This window comes from Bacillus sp. JJ634 (assembly GCF_036962285.1).
Classification (GTDB): Bacteria; Bacillota; Bacilli; order Bacillales; family DSM-1321; genus Peribacillus; species Peribacillus asahii_A.
In genome coordinates this window covers 25837-37641 of the sequence record NZ_JBALMU010000053.1, presented here as the reverse complement: position 1 = coordinate 37641, position 11805 = coordinate 25837, and the positions used below count along the sequence as shown (strand labels likewise).

Here is an 11805-nt window from a genome sequence, read left to right as displayed (position 1 = left end):
GCCTCTGCCTCTTCTTATGGAAGGTGATAAGTGGGATATTTGTGAGAAAGAACCTCAGCGGCTTTAGCCATGGGAGTGGTCAGAAACACTCGGATCAATTATAACGTTTTCACTATTATGAAATGAACGTGGTAAATATATAGTAAATGTTGTACCTTTTCCTATTTGACTAGTTACTTTGATTTTCCCATTTAACTCCTCAATTACACGATAAGCAACCATCATTCCAAGTCCTGTTCCCTTTTGACCTTTTGTAGTGAAGTACGGTTTTCCTAATCTCTCAATTTGTTCACGATCCATTCCGACTCCTGTATCTTCAATAGAAATCTCATACATATTTTTATGAGAGTTCATAGATATTAATAATTGCCCACCATTAGGCATAGCCTCAATAGCATTTTTAAAAATATTTAAAAATGCCTGCTGGATGATTCTTCTATCGCCTATAATCCAAAAAGGAGAGAGACTCTTTTTAACTTTTATAGAGTTCATATTGGAAATAGGACTAACTAATTCAATTATATAATTCAAAAAATGTTCCATGTTTATTTTTTCTATTTTTTCAGGAGCAGGCTTAGCGAAAGTAAGAAAATCGCGAATAATAATTTCCGACCTTTCTAATTCATCCAATGCAATTCCAATATATTTTTGCTTTTGGAGATCGCCTTCATTTTCCTTCAAAAGCTGCATGAACCCTTTCGCACCAGTTAAACCATTTCTAACCTCATGTGATATGGATGCACTTAAGTGACTTAGGATTTCCATCTTTTCAATATCTACTATTTTATTTCGAATTTGGTAATTCAGCCTTATTCTTTCGAGAGTCAAAACACAAAGTATAATACATGTAATTTTAATAAGATTTCCTAGTAAAGTTATGTTTAATGGCGTATGTGAAACAAATATATTACTATAAATAAAGTAACCTAATGATAAATGAAAAATAATAACACTTAAAGAAATCAGTAATTTATGAGTGGTTTCCGATTTTATAAATCTTTTAAAACAAATAAAAGTAAGCAACGGTATGACACTATAATTCAAAATAGTACCCCAAAAACCAAAGTCTACACCTATAATAAATCGATACAGAACTATAAACACATATAATCCAACACTTACCAAAGGTCCGCCATACAAGCTTGCCATAATAAAAGGAACTATGCGAATATCAACGATAAACCCTTCATTTACAGAAAACGGAAAAGTCATACAAAAAAAGATTGATATCAAACCTGCAAGAAACGAATAGATTTTTATTAATTTCCTTGTTAGTTTCTTTGTATAAATTTCTAAAATGTGTTGTGTGATAAGTAACACAACTAATAGAAATAAGACATTGATAAGAATCGCATACATTTGTAATGCTCCTAGTATAAAAATTATTAATAATATTTTACCATATATAAATCCCCTATTATTACAATATTTCAAATAAAATACTGGAATTTTATTTGAAACAAGGCTCTGTTAAACTTAAATGTTGATAATTCTATAAAAAATTAGGGAGCTACCATTAAAGGAGCTCCCTATCTTGTTTCACTAACAGATAGGTTGAACAAGGACTATTCAAACATTCGGCTGTATTCTATGTAATGGATGATTAAAACCAAGGAAACCATTTATGAAATATAGACATTTAATAACCATCTAGGTATGTAGCCCATATAATGCACAAAGGGGGCAGTCATCATGTATTCATCTGGGGAATTTGTGCAAGAAATGTTAGTCCTTTATAGCATTGCCATATTGGGATTTATCGTAAGAAAAACCGGAACCCTAAATGAAAACACTAATGATATACTAACACAACTAATTCTATATATTACCTTGCCCGCTCTCATTTTATTTTCGTTAGATATTCCATTTTCAGTTACTATAATAAAAGAATTCTTGTGGTTTATATTATTGTAAATCTAATTAACTCATAAAATATTGTGTAAAACTCATTTTCGCTAAAAATCAACAACACCCTCTAACAAAGCCAAACAAAAAACAGCTGAAGTCGGTACGATCAGTACCAACAACAGCTGTTTCTTATACTTATTACTCTTCACCAAACATCTCATCAATTGTTCCTGCGTTTGCCATTACTGCTTCCATCAGATTTTCATCGGAAACAATTTTATACTCGCCTTCTTTGTCCTTCTTCAAGTTCAATGTAACCTCACGAGTTGCCATAGAAGCATCTTCAGCAGTCAAATGTTTAATAAGAGTGGTCTCCATCATTTTATCCATTGCTTTATCAGCCTCTTCTGTATCTTCACTGAACGCCATCCCGAAGGCCATTGGCATGACTTCGCTAATTGTTGAAGTTACTGCAACTGCGAAATCCACAGACGTTACTTCCACTTTAACTTTTGCAGTCTCCCCTTCTTTTGACACTTCAACTGGCTTTTCAAATTTGTATGTTTTACTTAATGATTTAAAAAGCTTGTCAACATCCATTCCCTCAGCTTTTCCTTCATTTAAGTTTTTAAAGTCGAAATCCTCTGTTGCTTTTGTATCGACAAATGTACTTGCCTTTTCAAAATCGCCCTCTTGGATAGAAGTCATAAAATCATTAACAGTATCGGTTGGTTTCGGTGACCCGCATCCTGCCAACATGCTAACGGTCAATCCTGCAACCATAATTCCAGATAATAGTTTCTTGCTCAATTTCTTCAAGATATATTTCCCCCTATTGATATATAAATTTATTAATCATTTAAAACTATTGTAACATAACAAATTCTTTTATAGGATTACACCCATTAACTACCAGGACTTAAGAGACAAAAGAACAGAACCGTTGGGGTGAGGACATTTAACCCGAGAATTAAAAGAAGCTGCAAATACAACAGCTGAGCTTAATCAAAAATGGCGCCATATTAATGATGAGATGAATATTGTAAATTTCATGCTCTGCACTCGCCCAGAAATCTATTGCAATCATACGAATTTGCATTTTTACATAAACATGGATCTTACGGTCTGACATGAATAATGGAATTATAGTCTATCTTCTTGTATTAGAAATATCATAGAGAATGAGAGAGGTGAAAAAATGAAAAGTGAGGACAAAAAGCCTTATTTAACAACTAAAAATCTTACTCCAGAAAATCAAGAATCACCTATTCATTTTCTTAACAACTGGCAAACACCCATTAAATACTTTTATCGTAGAAATCACTTCCCTTACCCGTTGCTTAGCCCGCACCATTTTGGGTTACAAATTACTGGTCATGTTTCTCAACCACGCTTTTTTCATTTTTACGAATTATTGTCTATGCCCACAAGATCTCTTATAGTCCCCCTTGAATGTTCAGGAAATAAACGAGCACATTTTATTCCAAAAGTATATGGAGAACAGTGGGAGGAAGGAGCTTTAAGTCAAGGTAAGTGGACTGGTGTTCCTTTAAACGCCCTCCTTAAATACGTGGGACTCACTAATGATGCCCAAGAAGTTGTCTTTCAAGGAGCTGATTTTGGCAATAGAACAGATGTAAAAGAAAAAGTTTCTTTCAAAAGAAGCCTTCCTTTGGAAAAGGCATTGCATCCTGATACAATGATTGCTTTTCAATACAATGATAAACCGCTCACTTTTAAACATGGTTACCCATTCCGTTTAATTGTTCCTAACTGGTACGCGATGGCTTCTGTAAAATGGTTAAGAAAGATTACAGTAATTAATCATTCTTTTAAAGGGCCCTTCCAAACAGATGATTATATGTATTATCCGTACAAAAACAGTGATAAAGATTCATTTCCTGTGACAATAATGAACGTTAATTCACTCATACAACAACCACTGAACCTTTCCATATTAGATACTGGTGCACACCAAGTTAAAGGAATTGCTTGGTCTGGACAAGGAATAATCACCGAAGTACAGTTAAGTTTCGATAAGGGGGAAACATGGCTGCAAACAACATTAAATCAATTGCCAAATCAGCCCTATTCTTGGTCAAGTTGGTTCTTCGATTGGAAAGTTGATAACAAAGGGGAATATATGATTTACGTAAGGGCTAAAGATTCATCAGGTAACGTACAGCCTTTAACCCCGTTTTGGAATCGAAAAGGATATGGTTATAATGCTGTATCAAAGATTACTGTGAAAATTGAATAATATAGTAGCGATGCTTACTCATAAAGCATCGCTACTTAGCGTAAAAGAGGTTTATAAATGAAGCTCTTGAGGTGGTTCACCTTGATTATTTAAGATACGAACCGTTTCAGGCTGTATTTGTAGAAATACATAGTTCGGATCTTCAGGGCCATCGAACCATTTGTTAAAGGATTCATCCCAAAATTGCTTTTTTAGCTGTTCCGAATTATTAATTGTAGACGTTCCAGCAATTTCAACATACGTATCGCTCTGCCCTTTATCTTCGTAACCTAACAGTACAGACACAGCTGGATTTCTTTCTATCTCTTCTATTTTCTCCGTATCAGCTTTCGTTGGTGTAAATAGGGTTAAGTCTTCATTATAGAACGTCATATAACGTGAATGAGGTTTATTATTTTCAACAGATGAAAGGACACCTGTTCTATGATTAGAGAGAATTTCAACTACTTCTTTTTTTAAATCTTGTTGGCTCATTAATATTTACTCCTTTTACACAATTATTTATGATCTGTGAAAATAATTTAATTATCTCAAGAAGGCGAGCGTATACATGCTCGCCTTCTTTCTAACTACGGTGTTCAACAAGGTCAATTACCCCTAATACGACATGTGCTAAACCAAAACCAAAAATAGTATTGGCCACCATTTTGTTAGAGCCTCGTTTTTGTTTCAACATATAACCTGCTGTGGATACAGCTGTACCTAATACAGTTGGAATTAAGCCTTCGCGCATTGTAATTTCCCTCCACCCCGAAGTTAGTAGTGCCTAAACACCTATTTTATTTTCACCTGGGTAATATAGAAATATACGGGGGCATATAAAGGCTTACCGCGAATATCATGTGAAGTATTCTAATTTAGCATGGGGAAAAAATTTCTCCATATAAGAATATAAATGACTTTTAATATCTTCCTCTTCTTCTTTTTGATAAATGTACTTTCCTATTCCATATTTCCCCCATTTATATCTTCTTGCTGATTCATTTAATTCTAATTTAGTCATCGGATAGTTCTTTTCAATTACTTTCTTAGCTGGTTTCGTAAAACGATGCTGAATGAATTCAAATGTTATATCTTTCCTTGCTTCTGCAGGCAATTCTGCATCGAGCCGCTCAAACATATGATAGTAGCCATCCTGCCATCCTTCATGAAGATAAATGGGTGCAACAATAAAACCTAGTGGATAACCCGCTCTTGCTACTTTACCTGCTGCCTCAATCCGTTTAGCCAACGGAGAAGTTCCCGGCTCAAAGTTTTTAATCACATAATCAGCGTTGACACTAAATCGAAATCTTGTTTTTCCATTATGCTTAGCATCAAGTAAATGATCGACATGATGAAATTTAGTCACAAATCTTAGCTTTCCATACTCTGATTCTCCAAAGTGTTCAATTGCACGCTTTAACGTATGAGTCAAATGATCAATTCCTACAATATCGGACGTACAGGATGCTTCAAATCTTGTCATTTCAGGTGCACGTTCTGCCATATATTGATCGGCAGCCTCCAAAATTTCATCAACATTTACATACGTACGAATATATGGTTTACTCCCCATTGTAGTCTGTAAATAGCAATAATGACAATGTCCCATACAGCCTGTCGCAAAAGGAATCGCATATTCAGCAGACGGCTTAGAAGTATCGAATTTGAGCGTTTTTCTTATTCCAACGACAAGCGTAGACTTGGCAATTCGATATTTTTGAAAATCATTTTCACCAGGCAAATTCCTTACTTGATTATGAGACGTTGTATATCGAATTTCTATATTCATTTTTTCGAACTTTTCTTTAAGCTCTCTTCCTAATGGATACTCCAAAGCGTTTGGCTCAAAATATACGAGTTGGGGTGTAAACGGTTTATTCATTCTAGAATCCCCTTTTTAATTCTTCTAAAAGAACTGTTGATAAGCTTGTTCCGCTTCTATTTGGCTTGAATATACAGCTGTTTCATTTGTTAATGGATAATATGTCTCATACAAAAATAAAGCTAATTCACCTGGGCTCTCAGGGTTATTAACAATCGTCGCTTCTTGTATATTAGCTACATCTTGTGTATGCGGATTTCGATAAAATACATATACAATATCTCCTGCCTTGTAAGACTCCACCTAATCACCATCCAATAGGATTTATTATCATTCTTCCTTGAGAATAAAAAAATATAATTACTTGATTATGGAATTGAAGCGTTTGTATCGAGCGGTGTAAAAGGAAGAGGGAAGCGGCATTAATTTAACAAAACCTCAAGATTGAAAAGTGAATATGGATTAATTATTTTTAATTTAGCTCATACTAACTTAGCATTAATGAATTATAGGAGTTGAATAAGTATGGAATTTGAAGCTAGAAACTCTACAGAAGCTGCCCTGCATCATTATAAAGCTGGTTTAGGACTATTTACCGAGAAAATGCCTGCACTCGCTCAACAATTTAATGCTTTTACAGAAGAATGTTTTAAAGAAGGGGTTTTATCGCAGAAAGAAAAACAACTAATTGCCCTTGGTATAAGTCTGTATTCTCAAGACGAATATTGTATTATTTATCATGTTAAAGGATGTTTGGACCAAGGCTGCTCAGAGCAAGAAATCTTTGAAACAGTTGGAGTAACCGCAGCATTTGGCGGCGGAGCAACAATGAGCCAAGCTGTAACGCTTGTCCAAGAATGTGTTCAAGAACTAAATCAGCTGAAGCAATAGGACTATTTCGCTGAGTTCTTTATATGGATTATGAACACAGCGTGGCTTAAAAGGTTGAATATATACCCTTTTGAGCCACGCTTGTATAGTTCATATTTTCACAAAAATATTGTATTTATTTCAAACGAAAGGAAGATCCATCAATAATTTCAACATCATCCCGTACTTTTACTTCTTCCATTAAGTGAAAAAGCGCTTCATCCTTTTTCTTAGCCTCAATCATACAATCAATTTGTGGGACACTTCCCTTAACCTCTTTTAAAAATCTAAAAAACATATCCACATCGACATAATCTGAATGATGACGAAACGCTTTTTCGTTTTTCGGACTTGAAATATGCATTTTAATCGGTAGTGGAGAGTCATCCCATGTGTGTATGACACGATCCCAATTATCTTCCCAATTAGCGTGACGATGATGAGCCAGGTGATGATGATAATCAAATACAAGAGGAATCCCTAATTTTTCACATAAATAAAGTGTGTCATCTAAAGTAAAAGAAGTATCATCATTTTCAAGCATAATCATTTTTTGAATAGAACGTGGGACAAGCATCCAATTGTCTACAAAACGTTCCAGTGATTTTTCCGTTTCCTTATAATTGCCTCCAACATGCATGACACAGCGATGCGTCGGATCAATCCCCATCCCTTTTAATAATAAATAATGCAGCTTTAATGTTTTTATTGAATTTTTTAAAATAGATTTTTTTAAAGAATTAATAAGAACAAAGTGATCTGGATGAAAGTCAATTCTAATTTTATGCTTTTTAGCAAAATCCCCTACTTCAAGCAATATTTCTTTTAGGGGTTTCATATAATCCCAATCAAGAAGTTCTTCATGATTGGCTAACGGAATAAGACGGGAAGTTAAACGATAAAAATGAATATCAGAAGCTGCATTATGTTTCAGCAGTCTAAGTGTCGTTTGTAAATTTGAAATCGCAATTCGTTCCAATTTACGAATTGCCGCTTCTCGATCCTTAATTTTTTCAAATTGGGAAAAAGTCATTGTTTTCGATGGGGATGCGTTTTTCAGTTCCATGCTCATAGCAACGTAACCAAGACGTACAATTGTCATTTTTTCACCTCTTCAACAGTATGGGGTAAATGATGAATTGGTAGACAGCTAATAACTAAAAAATTCAGATTAGTAAATAACCTTATCATCCCTCTTTTAAAATCCAAGGCCTGATTAAAAATCGTATAAATCAACGTTTCCTCAAAAACACAAAAAGTAAATAGACGCATGTTGCTATTTATTTAGGCAATAATAAAGTCTTAGAAATGGATGGACAAAAACTCAAAGAGGGAATGACATATATGGATATATTAATTGCTATTATAGGTATCTTACTTACACTAGGGATTGCTTTCTTATTATCAAATGATAAAACAGGCATTAACTACAAAGCGATTATTACCTTGTTTGTATTACAACTAGTGATAACACTTATTATGTTTAAAACAGTGGTTGGACTGAAGGTTGTGGAGGCTGTTTCAAATTTCGTCACAACAGTCCTGAACTATGGATACGAAGGTGTAAATTTTGTAACTGGCGGTTTAGTTCCAGAGGGTGCATCGGTATTTTTTATCAATGTACTAATGCTCATTATTTTTACATCTACACTATTATCCATTTTAACGTATATCAGAGTTCTTCCTCTAGCTATTAAATATATTGGCGGAGCTTTAGCGAAAATAACTGGCTTATCTAAAGTCGTTTCATTCAATAGTGTAAACTCTATTTTCTTCGGTCAGAGCGAGGCATTATTAGCCATTAAAACGCATTTAGATAAAATGGATAGAAATAAATTGTTTATTGTATCTACATCTGCCATGGCTTCAGTGTCAGCTTCAATCATGGGCGCATATATGTCCATGATTCCAGCCCAATATGTTTTAGTGGCCATGCTGTTAAATGCATTATCTGGTTTAACTATAGCCAGTATTATGGCCCCAATTAGAAAAGATGAAGATGAAGAAATCCATGTGAAGGATATTTCCCAGGCAGATTCTGTCTTTGGTGCTATTTCCGCAGGTGCTCTTGACGGAGGAAGAGTTGCTCTGATTGTAGCAGCCATGCTAGTAGCTTATGTAGGTTTAATGGCTCTGATCAACGCTGCATTTGCTGGCGCAATTGGGATTTCTTTCACTGAAATTCTTGGATACATCTTTGCACCTGTTGCCTTTATTATGGGTGTTCCTTCAAGCGAGATTCTAACAGCTGGTTCTATTATGGGAACAAAGTTAGCAACAAATGAGTTTGTTGCTATGCTTCAATTACAACCTATGATTGAAACGTTGAATCCTAAAACAGTTGGAATCATCTCTACATTCTTGGTTTCATTTGCTAACTTTAGTTCAATTGGTATCATCAGTGGTTCTATTCAGGCAATCAACGGAGAAAAAGCGAATATTGTTGAAAAGTTCGGTTTAAAAATGCTATTAGCTGCAACACTGGCTTCTATTCTTACAGCAACAGTTGTAGGATTATTTATTTAATAAACAAGGGTTGTCCCAAAAGTTGATTTTCATCGACTTTTGGGACAACCCTTTACTTGATAGTTATGAAGTCACGCTCATGTCATTCACATACTTTAACAAATAATCTGCTATTTATTTTATTCCATATGTAATAACTGTACTATATAAAATTCCATTTGTTTTTCATAGGTCGGCAAAGATTTTATTATTCCTATCAGAATTATATTATTTTCGAGGGTACAGGTGTCTAGCTCATGAATCCTTGGATTTTTCTTATCTACAGCCTAACTACAATTTCAAGATTTGACGTCTACTCAATATAATGACTATGGTTGTTACAATACACCCGAATCCCATTACACTCCCTGCATATAGAGCTCCTGCCCACGCAGCAATAGCACCGATGAGGATTGCACCTAAAGGAATAAAGCCTCTATCCATTAAGGCAATGCTCAAGATTCTCCCACGCAGATGATCAGGAACCTGCATCTGTAAAGTAATACGGCTCAATGTTCGGTAGGTTTGACTCGTTAATCCGACAAGAAACATAGCTATACCTGCTACAAACAGATTGTTACTCCCCATGAATAAGAGCAAAGAAAGACCGAAACCTATAATAGAAGAAATCAGCCACTTTCCTGTGCCTTTCATCTCTTTACCAAGAGATAGCCATGTCGTACCAGCTATAGCCCCGATAGATGAAACGGATAAAAGTATTCCAAACCCTTCAGGTCCAAGGTTTAAAAGATCTCTAGCAAATAACGGCATCATCGTTGTATAAGGAAACCCGAATACCATAGGTACAATAGCTAAAATGAGTAAAGATTGAACGGATGGTTGAGTTTTTATATAATCTACTGCCTCACGAAGACTTATTTTTTCCCCTTCCTTTTTATCACGAGTTGGAAAGGAATTAGAACGAATCATAAGTAAAGAGAATAGTACACCTAAAGTCCCCCACGCATTGATATAAAATAAATTAGCAATATCAGTAATGGCAAGCAATAATCCTGCAATAGCTGGTCCAATAATACGAGAAAGATTGATGACCATTGTATTAATAGCTAGTGCACTTGTCATAGAGCTTCGAGGAACTAAATTAGGTATTAACGCATTACGAATGGGCGGATCCATAGCTGCAAGCATAGACCGTAGTGTGACAATGAATGCAAAAATCCAAAATGATTGTTTTTCCTCGACAAGATATCCCAGACAAAACGTCAATAACATCATTCCTACTTGAAGCCAAATTAATAATTTTCGTCTATCGTATCGATCTGCTAGGATACCTCCCGGAACACTTAGTAAAAAAGTTGGAACCAAACGGCAAGCATTTATTAATCCTAAATGAAGCGGAGAATTCGTGAATTGTAACACTGCCCAATTTAAGGCGACTAAATCCATCCAATCCCCTACTCGAGTCACTAAACTTCCATATGTAAACATCCTGAACGTTTTTGAGCGAAGAGCAAGGCGTGATTTCGGCTGATACTGAACTTCAATTTGTTTCATAACTTCTTACTTATTCCTTCCCCCTAAATTTGTAAAGAGAATGAATGGATAATTGCGCAGAAATATCCTCTCTTCAAGTTCTAAGCATATTTTTCAATTTTCTTGTGTTCTATTTCGTTTATAAAAATTGACTTGAGATTGATGATGTCGAAACTTTCTTTGACACCCTCTCACGCCTCCACCATCTCGGTAAAACATTTGAACGGGACGGACACCCTTTTACTATCATAACACTGTATTGCAAACAACGGCTCAAACCAATTCAGTTTAATGTAAGTGTTGATGAAATTGCTCTTATTCCGTTTTCTTTATTACAACCAATATAGATTGGCACGTATATAACCCTTTAAATATGCACAAAAAGAACGTCACATATTCTAACACAAATAAAGATTTAAAATAGGATTATCAGTATGATATTAGTATAGATCACATTGAGGAAAGGAAGATTCCTATGAAAATGTTTATGAATGCTTTTAAAAAGAATACCTCGTGTATTATTGAAACCGCTTATCTTTATATACTATTCTTACTTGTAGAGTTACAAACTACTACTGGTAATGCCATAAAGTTAAAATAAATTTTTCATTATTTCAGTGACTTGTTTATATAGAATCCTAAATTTTAATACAATAGATAAAATTTACATTATAAAACACTTCTTCAATTAATATTAAATCCTTTAATTTATTGCCCCTTTTACGGGTTTTGCGAAAAGAAAGCCCATTATGGTGCGCTCGCCCTCCCCTTTAGGGATGGGATGAATGTTCGCTCAAATACGGTGTGCAGATAAACTATCGAAAATATGTTCTGTACATCACGCATTCGAAATAGTATTATTTGGTGTATATAGGATGTTCTTTAAAAACTGAACATAGGTGGTTGTGACAGGAAAAACGTCTGTCACGTAAAATGTTCAACGTTCTGCCGACCAACACTCTTCATAGAAAGAGTGCGGTATCGTAATCCTAGACAAGTATCGCCGGTTGAACGGCGTAGT

11 protein-coding genes are annotated in these 11805 nt (G+C 34.9%); 3 read left to right on the top strand and 8 right to left on the bottom strand.

All coding sequences use genetic code 11. From position 1 onward, the window contains the following. Nucleotides 1-63 precede the first annotated feature (63 nt). Both V7068_RS09930 and V7068_RS09925 read right to left on the bottom strand, forming a co-directional pair. Complete coding sequence (locus V7068_RS09930) at nt 64-1359, bottom strand: ATP-binding protein (protein WP_499712569.1); 1296 nt, start codon at nt 1357-1359, stop codon at nt 64-66. A 687-nt stretch (nt 1360-2046) separates the two neighbouring features. Next, a complete protein-coding gene (locus V7068_RS09925) occupies nt 2047-2631 on the bottom strand; it encodes a DUF4878 domain-containing protein (RefSeq protein WP_499712572.1) in 585 nt (194 codons plus the stop codon). 415 nt (nt 2632-3046) lie between these two features. Here V7068_RS09925 and V7068_RS09920 point away from each other — a divergent pair, with 415 nt between their 5' ends. Beyond that, the gene (locus V7068_RS09920; RefSeq protein WP_499712568.1) at nt 3047-4108 is read left to right on the top strand and encodes a sulfite oxidase; all 1062 of its coding nucleotides are present in this window, start codon (nt 3047-3049) and stop codon (nt 4106-4108) included. A gap of 51 nt (nt 4109-4159) precedes the next feature. Here the strand turns inward: V7068_RS09920 and V7068_RS09915 are convergent, their stop codons facing one another. The 4 genes from V7068_RS09915 to V7068_RS09900 form a co-directional block, all read right to left on the bottom strand. After that, the gene (locus V7068_RS09915) at nt 4160-4582 is read right to left on the bottom strand and encodes a pyridoxamine 5'-phosphate oxidase family protein (RefSeq protein ID WP_499712567.1); all 423 of its coding nucleotides are present in this window, start codon (nt 4580-4582) and stop codon (nt 4160-4162) included. A 91-nt stretch (nt 4583-4673) separates the two neighbouring features. Further along, nucleotides 4674-4847, bottom strand: a complete 174-nt coding sequence (locus V7068_RS09910) for an asparagine synthase (RefSeq protein WP_127760159.1) — start codon at nt 4845-4847, stop codon at nt 4674-4676. 99 nt (nt 4848-4946) lie between these two features. Continuing rightward, entirely contained in the window at nt 4947-5975 is a 1029-nt protein-coding gene (gene splB, locus V7068_RS09905) for a spore photoproduct lyase (protein WP_499712566.1), read from the bottom strand. 24 nt (nt 5976-5999) lie between these two features. Next, nucleotides 6000-6218 carry a transcriptional regulator SplA domain-containing protein gene (locus tag V7068_RS09900; protein ID WP_499712565.1) on the bottom strand — a complete coding sequence of 73 codons (219 nt, stop codon included), beginning with the start codon at nt 6216-6218 and terminating at the stop codon, nt 6000-6002. 222 nt (nt 6219-6440) lie between these two features. On the opposite strand from V7068_RS09900, the gene V7068_RS09895 reads away from it, so the two are divergent. After that, the gene (locus tag V7068_RS09895; protein WP_499712564.1) at nt 6441-6806 is read left to right on the top strand and encodes a carboxymuconolactone decarboxylase family protein; all 366 of its coding nucleotides are present in this window, start codon (nt 6441-6443) and stop codon (nt 6804-6806) included. A 115-nt stretch (nt 6807-6921) separates the two neighbouring features. Here the strand turns inward: V7068_RS09895 and uvsE are convergent, their stop codons facing one another. Next, a complete protein-coding gene (uvsE, locus tag V7068_RS09890) occupies nt 6922-7887 on the bottom strand; it encodes a UV DNA damage repair endonuclease UvsE (RefSeq protein ID WP_499712563.1) in 966 nt (321 codons plus the stop codon). 242 nt (nt 7888-8129) lie between these two features. Between uvsE and V7068_RS09885 the strand changes: the two genes are divergently transcribed. Further along, nucleotides 8130-9311, top strand: a complete 1182-nt coding sequence (locus V7068_RS09885) for a NupC/NupG family nucleoside CNT transporter (protein ID WP_499712562.1) — start codon at nt 8130-8132, stop codon at nt 9309-9311. A 270-nt stretch (nt 9312-9581) separates the two neighbouring features. Here the strand turns inward: V7068_RS09885 and V7068_RS09880 are convergent, their stop codons facing one another. Further along, nucleotides 9582-10805: an MFS transporter gene (locus tag V7068_RS09880; RefSeq protein ID WP_499712561.1), complete on the bottom strand. Its 1224-nt coding sequence runs from the start codon at nt 10803-10805 to the stop codon at nt 9582-9584. Nucleotides 10806-11805 lie beyond the last annotated feature (1000 nt).

Coding starts and splice junctions, on each gene's coding strand:
- V7068_RS09930 (WP_499712569.1), bottom strand. CDS start 1,359: ATGTATGCGATTCTTATCAATGTCTTATTTCTATTAGTTGTGTTACTT.
- V7068_RS09925 (WP_499712572.1), bottom strand. CDS start 2,631: ATGGTTGCAGGATTGACCGTTAGCATGTTGGCAGGATGCGGGTCACCG.
- V7068_RS09920 (WP_499712568.1), top strand. CDS start 3,047: ATGAAAAGTGAGGACAAAAAGCCTTATTTAACAACTAAAAATCTTACT.
- V7068_RS09915 (WP_499712567.1), bottom strand. CDS start 4,582: ATGAGCCAACAAGATTTAAAAAAAGAAGTAGTTGAAATTCTCTCTAAT.
- splB (WP_499712566.1), bottom strand. CDS start 5,975: ATGAATAAACCGTTTACACCCCAACTCGTATATTTTGAGCCAAACGCT.
- V7068_RS09895 (WP_499712564.1), top strand. CDS start 6,441: ATGGAATTTGAAGCTAGAAACTCTACAGAAGCTGCCCTGCATCATTAT.
- uvsE (WP_499712563.1), bottom strand. CDS start 7,887: ATGACAATTGTACGTCTTGGTTACGTTGCTATGAGCATGGAACTGAAA.
- V7068_RS09885 (WP_499712562.1), top strand. CDS start 8,130: ATGGATATATTAATTGCTATTATAGGTATCTTACTTACACTAGGGATT.
- V7068_RS09880 (WP_499712561.1), bottom strand. CDS start 10,805: ATGAAACAAATTGAAGTTCAGTATCAGCCGAAATCACGCCTTGCTCTT.